We start from the raw sequence: 17,390 nt of genomic DNA on the forward strand, positions 1-17,390 counted from the left end.
GGGAGGTCCCGGAGTTCCTCCGGATGCGGAATCCCCGGCCCGCCCCGTACGTTCTCCGGAGCGGACACCACAGCCGAGGAGCGCCCGACCATGTTCTGGAACCGCACACCGCAACTGCCCACCCCCGAGCAGGCCCTCGAAGGCCGCCCGGAGCCGGGGTACACGGTCCCCGACCGCCACACGGTGCTTGGCAACCCCCTGCTCGGCCCGTACCCGGAGGGTCTGGAGATCGCGGACTTCGGCCTCGGCTGCTTCTGGGGCGCCGAACGCAAGTTCTGGCAGACCCCCGGCGTCTGGACGACCCTCGCCGGCTACCAGGGCGGCTACACGCGCAACCCCGCGTACGAAGAGGTGTGCAGCGGCCTGACCGGCCACACCGAGGCGGTCCGCGTCGTCCACGACCCGGAGGCCGTCTCCTACGAGGCCCTGCTCAAGCTCTTCTGGGAGTCCCACGACCCCACCCAGGGCTTCCGCCAGGGCAATGACGTCGGCACCCAGTACCGCTCGGCGATCTACACCCACTCCCCCGCCCAGCAGGCGGCCGCGGAGTCCTCGCGCGACGCGTACCAGGCCGTCCTGACCGCCCGCGGCTACGGCACGATCACCACGGAGATCCTCCCGGCCGACACCCGCCCCTTCTACCCGGCGGAGCCCTACCACCAGCAGTACCTCGACAAGAACCCGAACGGGTACTGCGGGATCGGCGGCACGGGCGTCAAGCTAAGTGACCCTTCGGAAACCAACTGGGGCCGCTCCTGCCCGACGGGGATCGCGCCTACGGAGGAGTGATCGCCGCACCTGAGCCCGCGGCCGACCGTCCGCGTCCACCAGCCGCGCTGAGCCTGATTTTCGGTCGAAGTCTCAGTTCATAACACTCTGTGCCCCTGCGCTCACTACGATCCGTCGCATGGCGACTTCGGGGGTAAGAAGCAGGAAGCTCGGTGGACTGGGCCAGTGGTGGGGAGCCCTGGCCGGCGCCTTGTTGATCGCTGCCTGGATCAACAAGGCGGCCGGACCGGTGGTGATTGTTCTGCTCTCCTCCGGGGTCCTGCTCTGGTGCTTCTTCCAGGCACCGGTGACATGCCAAGCTGAGGTACGAGGACGTACAGACGGCTGCCGCAACAACGCGTCTGGTCTCCTCTTGGGCTGCCACATTCGGCAACACCGTTGGCAGAAGCTGAAGATGCTCGTCGTTCGACGCCAAGTGCGCGCATTCTGCTCAGGGTTGTTTTCCGACGGCAAGGCCACCGTCGTCACACTGGCCGGACTCGGCAGCTTTGCCTCCGGCCTCGCTGCGTTCATCCCTGGACTCGCCGACTAGCGAGCGTTGACCGCCCCGAGACGCTGTCCCGAGGATCACCCCAGGTGCGGCCTCTCCCGGTGCTCCAGGAAGTGCCGAACACGGAGCCGCTGTGTGTGGTGCATCGGGAGGGCGTCGATCGCGTCCGGGCTGATGAACCGAAGCTCCGTGGACTCATCCGAGATGGCCAGCTCCCCGCCAACGATGCGCGCGGTGAAGCACACGTTGAACTGCCTCCGCACCTCCCCGTCCGTGTATGCGATCACGTGGCGGGGATCGGTGTAGGTGCCCACCAGCCCCGTGATCTCCACGTCAAGGCCGGTCTCCTCCTTCACCTCCCGGATGGCCGCGCCCGGTAGGGAGTCGGCCATCTCCATGCCGCCGCCCGGAAGTGCCCACAGATCGTTGTCGCGGCGACGCTGGAGCAGGATGCGCCCTTGGTCGTCGGTCACCACGGCCGAAGCGGCAACGACAAGGCTGTTGGGCTCGGGTGCGTCTGGGTCGTCGTAGTACTCGGTACGCGACAGAGGTCAGTCCTCCTGTACGGGCTTCGCCGTCTTCCATACCGCGTCGAAGCTCTGGGCGTAGGTGTCGAAGATCCCGCCGTCACCATTGCGGCGCAGATGCCAGACAGGTGCTCCGTAGGCGTTCACTCCCCACACATGCGCATTGGCCAAGAGCTGATCGTCTGCCCGGTAGACGGAGTTGTAGAGCGTCGTCTCGTGGGTTCGGATCTCGATACCCGGCACCCCGATCAACGGCCGGTAGTGCATCAGAGCCAACTCACATCGGGACTCGATGCCGTGGCCGAACCGTTCCTCCGCGCCACGCTGCCGCACGTTGTCACTCTCGGGATCCCCCAGTGCGATCCGCACGGAGCATCCTTCGGCAGCACGCTCACGGAGCAAGTCGTTGAGCCGGGGGTACGCCTCGTGCAGGAAGATCGCTGCATAGACGAGGACGTCGATGTTCTCGCGGGCCTGGGCGAACATGTCGGTGAACGCAGACACCGGGACGTCGGCTCGCTGGTCGTACAGAGCGACCAACTCAGGACTGACAGCACGGGCAGCACGGGCCTGCCGGAGCGCCGGCCAAAGAGCGTGCACGTCTTCTCCTAACGTCTCCGCCGCCAGCAGGGCCGTTGCCCGCCGAGGTGTGCGTCCCAGATTCACCCATCGCTCAACGGACTTGGGATCCACCTCGGCCTTCGCTGCGAGGGTGGCGTAGGTCCACCCTCCGGCTGCCATCGCGGCTCGAAGCCTCTCGTTCGGCATCGCAGTCTCTCCCCAGAACTCAGGACGTTGCTAGGGACGTTCTACCGCTTCTGGGACGTCCCCAAATGGGTTTTGGAGGAGGTTTCCACGTCCTGGTCACCGGCGTGATCCTCCCTGCATGAGCGACAAGGGAGCCCCGGAAGTGGGCACGCTGACGCTGGATGTCAAGAGCGGCCGCGTCGGGCGGGTAATGGATCACTTGGGGTCGCGGGTGCAACTACGGCCGCCAAGCGGCGGCATCGAATGGGACGCGCGACCGGAGGACTTGCGCCCGATCGATACCTCGGAACTCCTGGCTGCTCGGGTGGCTGAGCGCAACGCCAACAGTGGGGGCAGGCTGTGACCCGCTCAATCTTCCGCCGCATCAGGTGGACGATGGCGCGGGAGACGGCCCGGGAAGCACCCGAGATGGTGCACGAGCTGGAGTGCACGACGTGCCACGCGGAGTCCAGCCCTGCGGATGGCTTCGAGACCGTCCGCGACTGGGCCTTTGCCCACACGAGCGGCAACCCGGCACACCGCGGCTATCGCGAGACCGTGACCCGTTTCTGGCGCATGACGCCGACGGACGGTGAGTGCCGGTGAGACAGCGAATACTCAGCGTCCTGATCGTCGCCTTCTGGACAGCGGCCGTGGTGCCGCTCGCCGTGATCAGCACTCCTGGCAACGGCTGACCCAAGACATGTGAGACCGGACCACCCCTCGCCTGGACAGCATCCGGGGTGGTCCGGTCCGGAGCCCTCGCGGACCCCGGTGCCGATGGTACTGGGGCCGCTGTCATGCCCGTGACCGGCGGGCGGGCGGCCCAGGTGCTCAACGACAGCTCCTGGGAGGGAAGTTCTGTGCAGCATGATCCGATGGACCCAGACTTCAGCGGTGAAGGTCTGGACCCGGACGGCTGGGTTTGGGTGCGAAGTGTGGACTACGTGGCCGGCTGGCGCAGTGCCACGGATGCTGCGGCAGAACTGATCGCCGCCATGGCGGAGGCGGGCGTTGACACATCCGGGTTCGAGTCTCGGGCGGACGCGGCACCTGACGGCTCGGGCATCGTCCGACTGGCGATTCCCGTAGAGGCAGCACGCGCGATTGCAGCCGTTGCGCGCAGGGGAACACCGAGTTGGCGCCAGACAGGCTGACAGCCCGCGGCAAGCAAGTCGTACGGCCTGGGACCCGAGCTTGGGAATCACCGGGCGCCTGGGTAGCAAAACGACGCCTGACCAGCTAGAACGATCCGTCCAATGACCGCGACACCACTCGTTGCTGACCGTGGTTGGCCGCAGTTCGCTCCCCAATCAGGCACGCATCGGGCACGACGGCTTCAGCCAGGGAGAGAGCTGCCCGGCCCACACGTTTTCCAACTGTGTTGGAGGCCTGGGCTGCGGACGGTCCCGTTCACCTGCCTTTATAGGCGGTCGACCGTGGGAGAAGCTACGAGCTTTCGTGTCGTCTGAACCACCATGAACGGCGCTCAATGAGACAGAAACTGAGACGGACGGCGGGGCCGGTCCTGCTGACATCCTGGCCCAGCAAACAGGTCCGTCCGCCCACAGCTCGCCCCGGCGAGAGCTCGGGCTCGCACATGCCGCCAGATAGACAGCGTGGTGTGCGTCACAGCTGCCTGTTCGTGGGTCAACCGCTCTCAACAGCCTGATAAGCTGAACTCCACTACAGGATGCGAGGCTGAAGAAGCCCATTACGGTTCGTGACCGTTGGTATCCACAGAAGAGGAAGGTCCGGGTTCGAGTCCCGGCTTGTAGCTTAACCGGTAGAGCGTCCTCTTTTTATTCTTCACCAACCAGCTCTCTGCATTGCGGAGTTCAATTCACTCTGGGTCAGATTGAGCGAGCGGTAGTAAGTGCGAAGAAACCCCGGAAGTTTTCTCTTCCTCTGGGATATATGTTTCAGCGCGGCGTGTTGAGATGTGAAGTCTTCAAGGGATATATCCGCCCACGTTGCGCGCCTGAGCCGGTCCCTAAGTAGGCAGTTCATTTCCTGCGATATGCGCTTTGTGACGGCGAGCGCGAGAATCAACTCGCCGTGTGAGAAGGTCACAGGTACCCGCGGAGAAATGCGAGCCTGTGGATGCTCCCCGGTCAGCTTGATCCACTGGCTTAGGGCGCTTTGGCTGAGGTTTGCAGCCGCCGCTATCAGGCGCGGCTCGGGAATTCCTCCAGCATGGATGACTGCGTTTCTCATCTGGCGAATCAGATGGAATTGCTGCATTGGATCTTGAGGGAGCCTCTGCCCAACTTTTCTTTCAAAAGTTCTGTGCATGGAGTAAGCTTTTGTGCCGTCAGCTTCCGCTTGAGTCATCTGTCCTGCTCTTATTAGAAGACCGAAGCAAGTTTGCACGAAGTCTTCGTGGATTGCGAGCGCATATGGCACTGCCATAGCGCTAAGGTGTGTCTCCGCCTCGGCCAGTAGGGACTGCGCACTCGCGGTTGAAAGATTCATGCGTTTGATATGAGGCACAGCAGGAAAAATTTCCGGCAATAGACGTGCACTGCCTGCGGTTAGTTGAAGGGTATTCTCGGCAAGTCGCGAGCCAGCCAACAATGCCATGATTGCGTCACTGGCGCGGATTCTATCTTGTTCATATGCACGATACTCAGGAAAACGAACAAAGCTCACGCCGCCCCCTTAGTTGCTTAGCCACAAATAATCACCTGTGCCGATAACTCCATCAAATTCCGGTACAGTGAGAGAGTCGCTGAAGACGGCGTACTCTATTCCCAAATGGCGAACTTGGGCGCTGTGGGCAATTTCGAACTGCATACAACGATGTTTCGAGTAGAGATCTTCCGTAATCCGGGCTTCGGCGTCGTAAGTAAGAAGCCACTTGATTGGAGTCTCACTAAGGACCGCGGATAGCTCGGTATGATCTGATGAACTTAGCGAGTCCATATACAAGCGATCACCCTGCACTAGATAGGGCGGGTCTACGTAGGCGATAACGTCCTGCCCTAAACCAGAGAGACTGCGGATGTGCTCTCTACCGTCCTGCTGCGACAAGGAAACCCTGTTACTGTAGTTTCCCAGGAATTCTATGCGCTCCGCTAGAGCCTCACGATTAAAGCGGGCATCCATCTTCCATTTCCCGGTTTGTTCGAAACCGCCAATCGGGCGTGCACGCAAGATGCCGGAGCGATTACATCTATTTAGGAAGAACGTTGCAAATCCGAGCTCAAGGTCGTCTTTCCCTATAGGGCTTGAATATATGGCGGATGCCCTTCTCCAGGCATCAATAGTCACATCGGCGCTGCGAATTATTGAAGCTAGCTCACTGCTCATGCCAAACACGCAGCGCCAGAAGGCAGCGACTCCAGGGTCTGCATCATTCAAGTGGATGCGCTCTACGGCCCCGTCTACGAGAAGCTTTAATGCGGCGCCGGCTCCGCCGCAGAATGGCTCCGCATAGTGTTTGGGTTTGGGATCCTGGGCGCAGATGAGTCGATTAATGTAGCCCGACAGACGAGCCTTCCCGCCTGGATAACGCAGAGGGCTGATGTATCTCATCATTTGCGATTCTCCCCCATGAAAGCATCTAGCTTCATGAGCATCGGTGTGTAAACCGCGCTCAGTCTAGTGACGTCGACGATCATGGGCTCGACGTCCCACTGATGCATGAAAGCGTGGAGGTTCTTAACGGAGAGAGCTCCATCATTCTGGGACATTCGGCGAGCCTCATCCAGAGCGCGATCGCTGCTGTCGGGGTCAATCTGAAGTAGTGCTACACGAATTCGGTCGCGCAACTTGTCTTGTCTTCTTCTCCACCCCTGCTTCTCGGCCGCCTCCGTGACAGTGATGTCAATCACTGCGCGAATCATAATCGCTGCCACGTTGGGAGATTCTGCAATTACGACTTTCTTCGCTTCGTTGAGGACCTTTGCGGTTCGCGAGCTAACGTTCCGCAATACAACACCCTGGAAGACGCGTTTGTCTTGATTTGGACGCCCAGTAGCGGAAGGCCTTTGCTGCGGCGATCCCGTAGAAATGGCTGGGACGGGAGGATGCTGAAGGGCGGGGGGTGGTGCAGCGTCAGCGCCCGCAATTAGGCGGGGCTGTGCGAGACGATCGGAGTTTTGAGGCAGATGCTCTTTGATAGCCCCCAGGTATTCACGCCGCAGTTCTTTACTCTTAATTAGTGAAACTGAAAGATGGGATGCTAGATCCGAGAAGATTTTGCGAACCGAGCCATGCATGGCTTCCGGCTCGTAATCGGCGAGAATACCGTCCTCGGTAAATTCAATTCCCAATGAGTGTCGAACCTTGGGGTCGCTAAGTACTCGGGCTAGCGTAGTAAGACGAGTGGATCGAACCTTTTCGACGTTCTCAAGAAGCTCCCGGTCGCTTCCGTACCAGATAGTCACCTGGCGAATGAAACGCAGAGCCTTTTCAGAGGGATTCTTCTTTTTTGCGTACCGCGTTATTTGTTCATGGTTCCATCTGAGAACACCTACGCCATTATTCTCTCCGGTATGCCGTAGTACGATCCAATGGCGTGCTGCTTCTCGACTGGGTGAAACGACACAGCGCACTGTGCGAGGAATTGCATTCCGGTGCCGACGGGCGATAATCGCTACCTGCTGCCGGATCCTTTGATCCTCAACGAGGCTCGCATCCAATAACGCCTTGAGCGCTGACACCCTACGATTTCCTTCAATTACCACCATGTCGCCTTCTTCTTCCACGACGATGGTCAGCTCGGTCGGGTTCAATCCCTCGGAGGCGATGTCTTGAGTCAAGTTCACCCATTTTTCGGGATCTTCCGCGAGAAGGGCTGAGATGGCCTCGCGCGTCGTTGGTGTAGGCATGTCGTGCCGCGGGTTCTGCCTGTCGAGGGTGAGGTCCGTGACCGCGAAGTCCTTCTGCTCCATGGTGACGATGTTCTCATTTGGGTCGCTGACTGTGGTAGCGATCTAGCAAAGTTGGGCCCTGCTGACCTCACCGAGGCGGAGCGGGTTTGGCCGGTGGCCTGCCCGGTCTGGGGTTGGGCACGATCAGGGGGCCGTACGCTGGTCGGCAACTCGGGCAGGCTTCACCCCTGCCCGCAATGTGACCGAGTGGCCCCCTGGTCTTGCCCGACGCGGGACCCGGACCGGGGAGGTGGGTAAAGCCGCGAAGCCCCCAGCCACGATGTACCCCTTCTACGGCAAGCGGCTGAGTGCTGAGCGCGCGGGACGGGCGCTGGCCGGGCTGGAGCGGGGCGGAGACAGGAGCGCAGGCCCGGCCGGGGGCCGGGCCGCGCGCGGTGAGCGGAGCGAGCCGCCTTGAGTAAGTGAAGACGGGTTTCGACAGGGTGGCGGATCAGGCTGTGGGCTGGACCCGCTTCGGGCCGTCCGCGGTGATGCGGTAGGTGAGTTGGGCTCGGTCGCCGCTGGCCGTGAGTTCTTCGACGATCAGCGGGCGGTCGTCGCGGCCCAGGGTGGTGCGAGTGGTGTGGATGACCGGGACGGCATCTGCCAGTTGGAGCGTGGCGCGTTCGTCGGGCAGTGGCATGCGGGCGCGGGTGGTCTCTGCCCAGGACAGGTCATGCCCGGCCTCGGCGAGCAGCGTGTAGATCTCCGCAGGTTCGGCGTCCGGATGCTCGGCCAGGGCGGTTCCCTCCGCCGTGGCGAACGGGATCAAGGTCCGGTGCAGGGCGCGGGTTCCCGTGGTGGGGTCGGTGAGGAGGCGATCTACGCCGAAGAGTGCTTCACCTTCCCCCAGGGCCAGGAGTGCGCCCGTGGTGACCGTCGTTTTCGTGCGGTACACGGTGGGCTCCTCGGCCGGCTTCCATGCGTCCTGGCCGGTGGTGAAGTTGCCTGCGTCATCGCGGCTGATCGTGCGTGCGACGGTGAGGACCGGGGCCTGGGCGCCGCGAACGAAGCTGCCCTTGCCGTGAATCACCTCGATCAGACCTTCGGTGCGTAGGGCGGCGATGGCGTTCCGCACGGTGGGCCGGGAAACCCTGTAGCGGGCGATGAGCTGGGCCTCTGAGGGCAGCGGCGCACCTGGCGGGAACTCCCCGGATGCGATGGCGTCACGGATGGCGGCGGCCACCTGCTTGTAGAGCGCTCCGGGGCGCTGGATCTCTCCCATGGGTGCCTCGCTGTCGTCTGGGGCGCGGGCCCGCGTACCCGGCACGATGTCACTCGTCAGCATAAGTGGTTGCGCTCAACCGTCAAGGCATGCATAGTCGTCACTCGTCATGACGAGTGACGTCAGCACTACGACTGGCGTCTCGATCGGCCAAGGAGGCCAACCACTGATGCAGTCCATCCCTGTGGACACATCCCGCCTCGGCGTACTGCGGTGCGCCGTGGCACCGGAACCGAAGATCGCCGATTACGAGAAGCAGGAGGTCAAGAAAGACCGAGAAGGCAACACGATCTACACCGTGGCGGTCATGGTCCGCCAGGACAAGCGGCGGGTGTCGGTGATCGAAGTCGCCGTCACCGGGGAGCCCAAGGGCGTCATCGAGGGCGCGGAAGTCCGTATCACCGGACTGGAGGCCTTCTCGTGGGCCATGGGCGACCGGCACGGGATCAGTTTCCGTGCCGCTGCTATCACCCCCGTCATGCCTGCCGCGAGCAAGGGCGGTGGTGCCTGATGGAACACGTGATCCCGCTCGTCGTCGGGCTGGTACTCCTGGCCTGGCTGCTGGGCGGTGGTGAGTGGCTGCGCCAGCGGCGGCCTGATTGGCACTGGTACGTGACCGGCTACCCCCGCACCGCCGCACGTGTGGTGCTGACCTGGCGCAAGGTCGCCCAGCTCAACGACCTGTCCGTCTCCTACAAGCCGCCCCGGCGTGTTCTGGGTGGCGTGGCGGTGAAGGGTACGGCCCTGCGTTCGACGCCTCCGCGCATCTCCTTCCCGCGGGCTCTGCCGAACGGCCTGTCACTGCTGGTGCGGCTCCGCCCCGGGCAGACTCCGGCTCCGTTCCTTGAAGCTGCCGACGCGCTGGCGCACACCTGGGGTGTGCACGGTGTGCGGGTCACCTCCCCTCGGCGGGGCGCCGTACTGATCACCGCAACGGCAGTCGATCCGCTCGACGATCCGCAACTCCCGGAGGACACCGGCTCTCCACCGCTGCTGTCGGCCGTGGTCGGCGTGCTGGAGACGGGGGGTGCGTGGGTGATGGACTTCCGTCGCGTACCGCACTGGCTGATCGTCGGGGCCACGCAGTCGGGCAAGTCCACGCTCCTGGCACGGCTCGTCTCGCAACTCGCGCCGCAGCCGGTCGCCTTGGTCGGGATCGACTGCAAGGGCGGCATGGAACTGGGGTTGTTCGCGGGCCGGCTGTCGGCGCTGACGACTTGTCGCCGTGAGGCCGTGGCCGTGTTGACCGCACTCGTCACCGACATGCAGGAACGTATGAGGACGTGCCGCCGCGTCGGCGCCCGGTCCATCTGGGAACTGCCGGAGAAGCAACGGCCCGTACCCGTGGTCGTGATCGTGGACGAGTTGGCAGAGCTGTACCTGACCAACGGTTCCAAGGAGGACCGGGCAGAGGCCGAGCAGTGTTCCAGCTACCTGCTGCGCCTTGCCCAACTCGGCGCGGCCCTCGGTGTGCACCTGGTGATCGCCGGGCAGCGGGTCGGTTCCGATCTCGGGCCCGGTGTGACCGCGCTCCGTGCTCAGCTCAGCGGCCGGGTCTGCCATCGGGTCAACGATCCCACCACAGCGGAGATGACCCTCGGGGATCTCCACAAGGACGCGGTGGTCGTCGCGCAGAGCATCGGCACCGGTCAGAAGGGCGTCGCGGTCACCACGGACGATGCCGACGGCTGGGTCCGCGGCCGGTCCTGCCTGACCACTCCGGAGGACGCTCAGCGCATCGCGTCCGAGCACGCCGACATGGCTCCGCACCTGCCGCTCGCAGCGGCCGCACTGGACGGGGGCGAGGAGCAGTGACGAGTACGACGATGCCGCTGGTGGTGGTCTTCGGGCTCGTCACCGTGCTCCTGGTCCGCTCACGCGACATCCGCGCCTGGGAAGCGACCGTCGTCGCCTTGTTCGGCTTCTACCTGGCCCTGACCCCGGTCCGGTGGACCGTCCAAGCCGTCGTGGACTGGCTGTCCGGCGGCTTCCTCCACACCTGAGACAAGGAGAGAGCCACTGATGCCCATGCGCCGCGTGCGCTGCCCCATCTGCAAGGGCGAGGGATCACGGAAGACCTGCACCGGCCGCCGACGCCGCTGCCGCATCTGCCGGGGCGCCGGAAACATCCGCTGACCTACGCGCCTCGCAACCCACCCGCTTTGGAGTGATCGCCATGGACCCAAGCCACCCATCCTCATCCATCCGTGCCGCTGCGGCGGCCCACCCCGGGAGGTCCCCACCATCACCGCCGAGCATCGGACCTCGGCCGACAGGCGCGCCGCTCTCGACCGCGCGGCGCGCCTGCGCCATCTCTCCGACGTGGAACGCGACGTCATCCACCTCGCGTCCGACCCGCTGTTCCCCCGCCGGCTGGAGCAGATCACCGCCACGGCCGGCTGTGCCCACCCGGTGCATCTGGCGGGCTCCACCACCACCTACGACGCGCTGACCGGCGAGCTTCTGCACCACTACACCACCGCCGACGAGCCCGGGGAACGGCTGCTGGTCCGGTGCCGCAACCGCCGGGCCACTGTCTGCGCCCCGTGCTCCCGGCTGCACGCCGGGGATACCTTCCACCTGGTCCGCGCCGGGCTGGTCGGCGGCAAGAACGTACCCGCTGACGTACGCGACCGGCCGCGGGTCTTCCTCACGCTGACAGCTCCCAGCTTCGGGCCGGTGCACCGCGCCGCCGGGAACTCGCGGTGCCGTCCTCGGCGGAGCGGCAGAGCTTGCGAACACGGACGCCTGATTCGCTGCCTGACCGTGCACGAAGAGGGGGACCCGCTCATCGGGCAACCGCTCTGCCCCGGTTGCTACGACTACTGCGGTCACGTGCTGTGGCACGCCTACGCGGGACGGCTGTGGAAGGCGTTCACCGACAACCTGTACCACCACTTGGCCGCCCGTACCGGCCGCACGCGATCGGGTCTCCGCCGGGCGGTGCGCGTCTCCTACGCGAAGGTGGCCGAGTACCAGAAACGCGCGGCCGTCCACGTTCACGCCGTGGTGCGCCTCGACGGCGCGGGCGACCCTGCCAGCCCTCCTCCGCTCTGGGCGGACGCCGACACCCTGGCCGATGCCGTACGCAGCGCTGCGGCGGCGGTCCGCCTGACCACCGTGCACAGTGCCGCGCTCGGTGAGTGCACCCTGCGGTGGGGCGACCAGCTCGACGTCCGGCCGCTGCGTGCGTCCTACGGTCCTGATGGGCTGTCTGACGAAGCGGTGGCGGCTTACGTGGCGAAGTACGTCAGCAAGGGTGCAGCCGAGACCGCGGCCGGCCTCGACCACCGGGTGACCTCCGCCGAGGAAGTACGCACCGCCCCGGTGTCCGCGCACGTGCGCGCCCTGATGGGTACGTGCTGGCGCCTGGGCGGCCTGCCCGAACTGGAGCCGCTGAGGCTGCGCGCTTGGACTCACACCCTCGGCTACCGGGGCCACATCCTGACCAAATCGCGCGCCTACTCGACCACTTACGCGGCTCTGCGTGCTGAGCGTGCCCAGCATGAGCAAGCCGTGCAGGGCTCATCGTCGCTCTCCGGTGCCGACACGACCTCTGATGCCCACTGGCGCTACGTCGGCTCCGGCCACTCGCCCGGCGCCGCGCTCATCGCCGCGGGCATTGCCGAAGATCTGGCAACCAATCGGGAGGTTGCCCGGGAAGCGCTGCGGTCCGGCTCCGGGGGTGCTCTTGGCGCCTGAGGAGCTGAGAAGGCGGGTGTCCGCGTCCCGCCGTAGGCAGGGTCTCCCGCCCGTCATCGAGGACCCTGCGGTGATAGAGCGCGTGGTGCGGGTCTTCGCGCTGGTCGGTCCGGAGACCCGCACCTCGTGCCGCCGCTCTACGCGATCCAGTCGAAGATGAAACGGTCCGGGTCCCAGCGCTTGCGCGGGTTGGCGGGGCCCACATCTATGCTCCGCACGACAGAGGTGACGATGGCGCGGCGCTGGGAGTCGTTCAGCTTCTCCCAGCGCTCCCGCATGTCCTCATAGGTGCCTACGAAGTCGAGAAGGACAGTCGCCTTCGACGTCTTCGACAGCTTCGCGCGGTTGCGCTCCAAGCGTTCTTCGACTGACTGGCGGGCGATCATCCATTCCTTGCGGCTGATCTTCCGGTTGCCGAAGTCGCGGGCGAGTTCTTCAAGCTCCTCCTCATCGGTCCGGATCTCCTCGTACAGTCCGCTGCCCTCCTCGTCGGGCCGCTGGAGGCGTTCCCGAACGGCGGGCGAGTCGAGGGCGGTCAGGATCACGTCGCGTACGTGGGCGTCGGTCCTCTCGGCGTTCGTCGCGGTCCCGGCGCAGGCGTCGGTGCCGGGTGTGTTGGGGCAGACGTAGCGCGGGACGCCGGAGCGGGGCCTGCCCACCATGCCGAATCCGCACGGTGTGCCGTCCTCCCGGGGCTTCGCGCACCGCAGGATGCCGGACAGCAGATAGCTTCTCCTGGTGCTGCCCTCGACCCGGCGCCGCCGCTCGGGGTCGGACAGCAGCGCACGCAGTCGGTCGGATTCCTCGTGGCTGATGATCCCGGGCCACAGAGCGTCGGCCACGATCACACCGAGCAGGGGGCGGGTCGTCTCCCACGAACTGCGCGGGGTGTGCTCGCGTCGGCCACTGATCCGCGCGGATGCCAGCATGCGGCGCAGTGCGCTGGGCTTCCACGGGATGCCCGCCGTCGTGGTGATGCCCCGCTTCTGCCAGTCACGGCAGATGCTCGCCAGGCTCTCACTGGCCAGCACTCGGCGGGCGCCCTCCCTGATGATCTCGGCTTCGCTCTCCCGGACGGTTATGCGGTCGTCCTCGTAGCCGAAGGGGCGTTTCCCACCACCGGCTATCTTCCCGGCCTCGGCCGCCTGGCGGCGCTGCCTGCGCTGCCGCTCGGCCTTGTGCTCCGCCTCGTGGCGGGCGGCGGCACCGAGCATGCGGGCGATCATGCGGCCGGTCGGTGTGGCGAGGTCGATCTCGCCGCTGACGGTGCCCAGTTCCAGGCCGTGCCGATCCGCGAGGTCGATTACGTCTTCCAGCTCGCGCGGTGACCGGGTGAGCCGGTCCACATGCCAGCAGACAACGGCGTTCACCTGTCCGTCCCGGACGTCTCTGATCATCTCTTGCCAGGCCGGCCGGGGTGCCCCCGAGTACGCGCTGACGTCGTTGTCGGTGTAGACCTCGACGACCTCCCAGCCCTTGCGCTCACACAGCTTGCGGCAGTCCTCCTCCTGGCGGGCGATGCCCAACCCGGCCCCGCCCCGGTCCTGGCTGATGCGGCAGTAGATCGCGGCTCGTATGGTCATGGGATACATAGCTACACGCTCGTAGGCACCGGTGTCTCCTGCCCGATCGGGGTGGCGCCGGCCGACGGGTGATCAGCCGGCGGATGATCAGCCGGCGGCCGGCGGCGATCGCGTCATGACGGAGGTGGGGGGTGGGGTCACGGATCCCGTTCCAGTCCCGGGCCGGCTGCCGGGGACCTTCCACACCCACCCCCCATGGCCGCGAGTCCCTCACGATCTCCGTCCGGCCGGTACCACGCACCGTATGCGGGGCCGCTGACAACACGGCGCCGCCCGGGAAGTCCGGCCTCGTGATCACCCGGCGCACCGCAGATCCGACCGCCGGGGCTGGGGCGTGTCACACCACAGGACGCCGGGAAGCAGGTGGGCCCCCTGCCTCTGCCCGCAGCCGGAGCCGGCCGTTCGTCCGCCTGCCCGCCCGCCTCACGAGCCGTCCTCGTCCACCGGTCTGGTCAGCCGCGCCGGATCACCGCACGAAGCGGTACTTCAGGTGGGTGGCGAGGGGCGTGTGGACCACCCCGAGGGGCTCCAGGTCCCGCCGCTCGGTGCCCAGTCCTTCGAAGAGCCGCAGGCCGTCTCCCAGGAGCACGGGCACCACATGCAGGTGCAGCTCGTCGATGAGCCCTTCCCGGAGGTACTGCCGTACCGTGCTCGCGCCGCCCGCGATGTCGACGTTCCTGTCCCCGGCGGCGGCCCTCGCCCGGTCGAGGGCGCTGTGGATGCCGTCCGTGACGAAGGTGAAGGTGGTGCCGCCCTCCTTGGCCAGGGCCGGGCGGGGGCGGTGGGTGAGCACGAAGACCGGGGCGCGGAACGGCGGGTTGCCGCCCCAGAACTCCTCGCCCGTGTCGTACATCGTCCGGCCCATGACCACGGCCCCGGTGGCCTCGAACCACTCGCGCATCAGCTTGGAGTCGCGGTTCTCCTCCCCGCCGGTCATGCCCTGGCGCTCCCGCCAGCTCGCCAGGTTGTGGATCCACTCGAACAGCGGCTCGCCGCCGTCGCCGCCCGGGTTGTCGGGGGTGACGTCGGTGCCGGCCATGAAGCCGTCGAGGGAGACGGCCAGATCCGCGGTTACGGTCACGATGGTGTGCTCCTGGAGTCGTGGAACGTCATGCCTTCACCCCTGCGTCGATCGGGAACCGGCATATTCGACATCCTCGCGACACGCGACCGTCCCCGCCTGCCGGAGGCGGGCGGGAACCGGCGGAAACCTGCGGGAACGGGCGGGGCCCCGCCGGACGGTGCGTGCGTCCGGTGGGGCCCCTGGTTCGGCGGACCGGTCAGCGGAAGTTGACGTCACTGCAGATGTAGTACGACTGGTCGGCGTGCGAGGCCTGCCAGATCGTGTAGACGACGTGGTGGCCGCTGCGGCCCGAGGTGCGGATGTCGACCGGCATGGTCCCGCTGGGGGCGATCCTGCCCGTTTCCGCCACCAGTTCGAGATCGCCCCAGCCCAGCCGCTGCGTGGCCGGGTCGAAGCCCTGCTTGGTGACGTAGACCTGGATGTAGTCCGCGCCGTGGTGGGCCTGGTCCGTCAGCGTCACCGTGAAGGCGGCTCCGACGTCCGTGGTCTTCCACGGCCCGGGTGTGTCCATCGAGGCGTAGCGGCCGTCCCCGGTCAGGCCGGCGCTGCACAGCTGCCCGTCCGGGATGGCTGCCCGGTGGTTGCCGCCCACGTTCTCCCGGTACAGCCCGTTCCAGTTCCACATCGCGTTGGTGTCGTCCTGCCACGCCTGCCAGCACATGGGGTCCTGCTGGGCCATGGCCGGGTTCTGGAAGTCGCTGCCCCAGCGTTCCCAGCAGCCGTAGTTGCGGGACGCCGGGTCGGTGACCGAGCCGTGGGCGACGGCGGTGCCCGACCAGGGGATCAGGCAGAGCAGCGCCGCGGACAGGAGGGTGAGGACGCGAAGCGGCCAAGACAGTTTTGCGCGTTCATGCCAATGCACTGGCAATCTCCGCCTTCCGGCGTGGGCTTCGAAGTTGGGAGCGCTCCCACACTACCCGTCCGGGTGAAACCCGAAACGCTTCACACGGACGGGACGGACGCGGCGATGAGCGGCGGAGGCCCCCGAAGCCCACCCTCGTCCTCACCCGGTACGCACACCCGTCCCGGCACCCGCGTCGCTGACGGTCGCGGAGACCAGGGGAGACCGCGGCCCCGCCTCGGAAGCACCGCCCCCGCTCGATGCCGATCCGGCGACGGCGACCCGTGTCACGCCCCCGTGGTCGACACCGCGGGTCCCAGCCGCGGGCCGATACCACGCGCCACGTGCGTCCCCTCGGTCACAGAGTGCCGCCGCTGGGGAGCGGCGGCCCGGTGGGTGGGCCATGCTGGTGAGATGACTCAGGTGCGCGCCGAGATTCTGGTGAATGGCACATGGCTTCCGGTGTATTCCATCCACTCCGCCCCCCACCTGGAACACGAGCCCACCGTTCTCGAACCCGTTTCGGCCGACGAAACCATGGTCGATCTCGTCCTCCGGCCCCGGCTGGAGAAATGCCTGCAATGGCAGCGACCGGTCTGGGTGACCTGCACGGACGGCACCACGGTCTTCTACGCGGCCGGGGCGGCGGGGCCCTTCCGCATCGCCCCCGTCCGTCCCGGGCCCGCCACCGGCTGGCGCTAGGAACACCCCGGGGCCGGGCCGGGTGCCCGGGACGCGGAGACCGGGGCGGTTCTGTCATCACGACGCCGCCGGTGTTGTCGCGGCCGCGTGATCCCGTCATCCCTTCGGCGCTCCCCGACCCGGACGAACACGAGCCCGGAGGATCAGCCGCCGGCGCGCCGGTGACCACGCGTTCGAGCCGGGACCCCGCCCCGCCGCGGGGAGCCGGAAGGCGGCCCTTCCGGCCCTCCGCGCGAGCGGGTCTCCGGCGGCACATCCGCGCCCCGGCCGGGGCGCGCCGTACTCCCCGGACCTCGTGCGGACCCCGAGAAACCGCGGACCCGGCGGCCCGTCAGACCTCCAGGCCCGCCTCGATCTGCCTGAGCTGGTGGCGGGCCATCGCCAGGTTGGCGCGGCCGCGGTCCAGGGCCAGATAGAGGAAGAGACCGCTCTTGCCGCGGCCCTTCATCAGCCGGATCAGGTGGTACTGGGTGCCCAGCGTGATGAGGATGTCCTCGATCTCGTCCTTCAGCCCCAGGTGCTCCATGGTGCGCACCTTGGCCCGCACCACGTCGGTGTTGCCCGCCGCGGCCACGCCCAGATCGAGGTCCTTGCCGCCGCCGAGGGTTCCGAGCGCCATGCCGCTGTTGAAGTCGACGAGCGCGACGCCGACGGCGCCCTCGATCGACGTCATCGTTTCCTTGAGGGCGGTTTCCGTGTTGCTCATATCCGTTCCTTCTTCCTTTCCCTGTTGGGTGTTCTGTTCTGTGGGGGTCTTTCCGCCGGGGCGGAAAGACCCGGGTGGACGCGCAGCCCCGTACGCCACCACGTCTGTACGCCCCGG

Annotated in this window: 20 protein-coding genes; 10 read left to right on the forward strand and 10 right to left on the reverse strand. The window is 66.3% G+C overall.

All coding sequences use genetic code 11. The annotated features are described in order from the left end of the window. Window positions 1-90: 90 nt before the first annotated feature. The gene (gene msrA / locus E4N63_RS11740) at window positions 91-789 is read left to right on the forward strand and encodes a peptide-methionine (S)-S-oxide reductase MsrA (RefSeq protein ID WP_230240595.1); all 699 of its coding nucleotides are present in this window, start codon (window positions 91-93) and stop codon (window positions 787-789) included. 118 nt (window positions 790-907) lie between these two features. After that, complete coding sequence (locus E4N63_RS11745) at window positions 908-1,321, forward strand: hypothetical protein (RefSeq protein ID WP_230240596.1); 414 nt, start codon at window positions 908-910, stop codon at window positions 1,319-1,321. Between the two features lie 35 nt (window positions 1,322-1,356). On the opposite strand, the gene E4N63_RS11750 is transcribed toward E4N63_RS11745, so the two are convergent. Together E4N63_RS11750 and E4N63_RS11755 are read right to left on the reverse strand one after the other, a co-directional pair. Further along, a complete protein-coding gene (locus E4N63_RS11750; RefSeq protein ID WP_230242444.1) occupies window positions 1,357-1,827 on the reverse strand; it encodes an NUDIX domain-containing protein in 471 nt (156 codons plus the stop codon). Window positions 1,828-1,830: 3 nt separating this feature from the next. Then, window positions 1,831-2,574 carry a helix-turn-helix domain-containing protein gene (locus tag E4N63_RS11755; RefSeq protein WP_230240597.1) on the reverse strand — a complete coding sequence of 248 codons (744 nt, stop codon included), beginning with the start codon at window positions 2,572-2,574 and terminating at the stop codon, window positions 1,831-1,833. Between the two features lie 118 nt (window positions 2,575-2,692). Between E4N63_RS11755 and E4N63_RS11760 the strand changes: the two genes are divergently transcribed. The 3 genes from E4N63_RS11760 (at window position 2,693) to E4N63_RS11770 (ending at window position 3,710) form a co-directional block, all read left to right on the forward strand. Beyond that, the gene (locus E4N63_RS11760; RefSeq protein ID WP_230240598.1) at window positions 2,693-2,917 is read left to right on the forward strand and encodes a hypothetical protein; all 225 of its coding nucleotides are present in this window, start codon (window positions 2,693-2,695) and stop codon (window positions 2,915-2,917) included. After that, window positions 2,914-3,159, forward strand: a complete 246-nt coding sequence (locus E4N63_RS11765) for a hypothetical protein (protein ID WP_230240599.1) — start codon at window positions 2,914-2,916, stop codon at window positions 3,157-3,159. The genes E4N63_RS11760 and E4N63_RS11765 overlap by 4 nt, the downstream gene beginning before the upstream one ends. Before the next feature lie 272 nt (window positions 3,160-3,431). Continuing rightward, window positions 3,432-3,710 (forward strand): hypothetical protein, encoded by a 279-nt coding sequence (locus tag E4N63_RS11770; RefSeq protein WP_230240600.1) that lies wholly within the window; start codon window positions 3,432-3,434, stop codon window positions 3,708-3,710. A 652-nt stretch (window positions 3,711-4,362) separates the two neighbouring features. Here E4N63_RS11770 and E4N63_RS11775 read toward each other — a convergent pair. From E4N63_RS11775 to E4N63_RS11790, 4 genes are all read right to left on the reverse strand, one after another. Then, window positions 4,363-5,205 carry a hypothetical protein gene (locus E4N63_RS11775; RefSeq protein ID WP_230240601.1) on the reverse strand — a complete coding sequence of 281 codons (843 nt, stop codon included), beginning with the start codon at window positions 5,203-5,205 and terminating at the stop codon, window positions 4,363-4,365. A gap of 9 nt (window positions 5,206-5,214) precedes the next feature. Continuing rightward, entirely contained in the window at window positions 5,215-6,093 is an 879-nt protein-coding gene (locus E4N63_RS11780; RefSeq protein WP_230240602.1) for a DNA adenine methylase, read from the reverse strand. Then, window positions 6,090-7,451, reverse strand: a complete 1,362-nt coding sequence (locus tag E4N63_RS11785; protein ID WP_230240603.1) for a hypothetical protein — start codon at window positions 7,449-7,451, stop codon at window positions 6,090-6,092. The genes E4N63_RS11780 and E4N63_RS11785 overlap by 4 nt, the downstream gene beginning before the upstream one ends. Before the next feature lie 430 nt (window positions 7,452-7,881). Then, window positions 7,882-8,655: a GntR family transcriptional regulator gene (locus E4N63_RS11790; RefSeq protein ID WP_230240604.1), complete on the reverse strand. Its 774-nt coding sequence runs from the start codon at window positions 8,653-8,655 to the stop codon at window positions 7,882-7,884. A gap of 169 nt (window positions 8,656-8,824) precedes the next feature. Between E4N63_RS11790 and E4N63_RS11795 the strand changes: the two genes are divergently transcribed. The 4 genes from E4N63_RS11795 (at window position 8,825) to E4N63_RS11810 (ending at window position 12,357) form a co-directional block, all read left to right on the forward strand. After that, window positions 8,825-9,166 carry a hypothetical protein gene (locus E4N63_RS11795; RefSeq protein WP_230240605.1) on the forward strand — a complete coding sequence of 114 codons (342 nt, stop codon included), beginning with the start codon at window positions 8,825-8,827 and terminating at the stop codon, window positions 9,164-9,166. Continuing rightward, complete coding sequence (locus E4N63_RS11800; protein ID WP_230240606.1) at window positions 9,166-10,470, forward strand: FtsK/SpoIIIE domain-containing protein; 1,305 nt, start codon at window positions 9,166-9,168, stop codon at window positions 10,468-10,470. Before E4N63_RS11795 ends, E4N63_RS11800 begins: the two co-directional genes overlap by 1 nt. After that, entirely contained in the window at window positions 10,467-10,658 is a 192-nt protein-coding gene (locus tag E4N63_RS11805) for a hypothetical protein (RefSeq protein ID WP_230242721.1), read from the forward strand. The genes E4N63_RS11800 and E4N63_RS11805 overlap by 4 nt, the downstream gene beginning before the upstream one ends. A gap of 319 nt (window positions 10,659-10,977) precedes the next feature. Further along, window positions 10,978-12,357, forward strand: coding sequence for a replication initiator (locus tag E4N63_RS11810; RefSeq protein ID WP_230240607.1), 1,380 nt, complete (start codon window positions 10,978-10,980; stop codon window positions 12,355-12,357). Window positions 12,358-12,494: 137 nt separating this feature from the next. Here the strand turns inward: E4N63_RS11810 and E4N63_RS11815 are convergent, their stop codons facing one another. The 3 genes from E4N63_RS11815 to E4N63_RS11825 form a co-directional block, all read right to left on the reverse strand. Beyond that, complete coding sequence (locus E4N63_RS11815) at window positions 12,495-13,940, reverse strand: recombinase family protein (protein ID WP_230240608.1); 1,446 nt, start codon at window positions 13,938-13,940, stop codon at window positions 12,495-12,497. Between the two features lie 466 nt (window positions 13,941-14,406). Then, window positions 14,407-15,021 (reverse strand): dihydrofolate reductase family protein, encoded by a 615-nt coding sequence (locus E4N63_RS11820; RefSeq protein WP_125623609.1) that lies wholly within the window; start codon window positions 15,019-15,021, stop codon window positions 14,407-14,409. A 199-nt stretch (window positions 15,022-15,220) separates the two neighbouring features. Next, window positions 15,221-15,886 (reverse strand): lytic polysaccharide monooxygenase, encoded by a 666-nt coding sequence (locus E4N63_RS11825; RefSeq protein ID WP_230240609.1) that lies wholly within the window; start codon window positions 15,884-15,886, stop codon window positions 15,221-15,223. Window positions 15,887-16,279: 393 nt separating this feature from the next. Between E4N63_RS11825 and E4N63_RS11830 the strand changes: the two genes are divergently transcribed. Then, on the forward strand, window positions 16,280-16,567 hold the full coding sequence (locus E4N63_RS11830; RefSeq protein WP_043465383.1) for a hypothetical protein: 288 nt from the start codon (window positions 16,280-16,282) through the stop codon (window positions 16,565-16,567). A gap of 331 nt (window positions 16,568-16,898) precedes the next feature. Here E4N63_RS11830 and E4N63_RS11835 read toward each other — a convergent pair whose 3' ends face one another. Further along, complete coding sequence (locus E4N63_RS11835; RefSeq protein WP_125623606.1) at window positions 16,899-17,273, reverse strand: hypothetical protein; 375 nt, start codon at window positions 17,271-17,273, stop codon at window positions 16,899-16,901. Window positions 17,274-17,390: the final 117 nt, after the last annotated feature.

The organism is Streptomyces sp. MNU89, from assembly GCF_020982505.1.
In the GTDB taxonomy this organism is placed as follows: Bacteria; Actinomycetota; Actinomycetes; order Streptomycetales; family Streptomycetaceae; genus Streptomyces; species Streptomyces xinghaiensis.

What these genes read in the sequence shown, in the direction of transcription:
- msrA (WP_230240595.1), top strand. Translation starts at nt 91, where the DNA reads ATGTTCTGGAACCGCACACCGCAACTGCCCACCCCCGAGCAGGCCCTC.
- E4N63_RS11745 (WP_230240596.1), top strand. Translation starts at nt 908, where the DNA reads ATGGCGACTTCGGGGGTAAGAAGCAGGAAGCTCGGTGGACTGGGCCAG.
- E4N63_RS11755 (WP_230240597.1), bottom strand. Translation starts at nt 2,574, where the DNA reads ATGCCGAACGAGAGGCTTCGAGCCGCGATGGCAGCCGGAGGGTGGACC.
- E4N63_RS11760 (WP_230240598.1), top strand. Translation starts at nt 2,693, where the DNA reads ATGAGCGACAAGGGAGCCCCGGAAGTGGGCACGCTGACGCTGGATGTC.
- E4N63_RS11770 (WP_230240600.1), top strand. Translation starts at nt 3,432, where the DNA reads ATGGACCCAGACTTCAGCGGTGAAGGTCTGGACCCGGACGGCTGGGTT.
- E4N63_RS11780 (WP_230240602.1), bottom strand. Translation starts at nt 6,093, where the DNA reads ATGATGAGATACATCAGCCCTCTGCGTTATCCAGGCGGGAAGGCTCGT.
- E4N63_RS11785 (WP_230240603.1), bottom strand. Translation starts at nt 7,451, where the DNA reads ATGGAGCAGAAGGACTTCGCGGTCACGGACCTCACCCTCGACAGGCAG.
- E4N63_RS11790 (WP_230240604.1), bottom strand. Translation starts at nt 8,655, where the DNA reads ATGGGAGAGATCCAGCGCCCCGGAGCGCTCTACAAGCAGGTGGCCGCC.
- E4N63_RS11795 (WP_230240605.1), top strand. Translation starts at nt 8,825, where the DNA reads ATGCAGTCCATCCCTGTGGACACATCCCGCCTCGGCGTACTGCGGTGC.
- E4N63_RS11800 (WP_230240606.1), top strand. Translation starts at nt 9,166, where the DNA reads ATGGAACACGTGATCCCGCTCGTCGTCGGGCTGGTACTCCTGGCCTGG.
- E4N63_RS11815 (WP_230240608.1), bottom strand. Translation starts at nt 13,940, where the DNA reads ATGACCATACGAGCCGCGATCTACTGCCGCATCAGCCAGGACCGGGGC.
- E4N63_RS11830 (WP_043465383.1), top strand. Translation starts at nt 16,280, where the DNA reads ATGACTCAGGTGCGCGCCGAGATTCTGGTGAATGGCACATGGCTTCCG.
- E4N63_RS11835 (WP_125623606.1), bottom strand. Translation starts at nt 17,273, where the DNA reads ATGAGCAACACGGAAACCGCCCTCAAGGAAACGATGACGTCGATCGAG.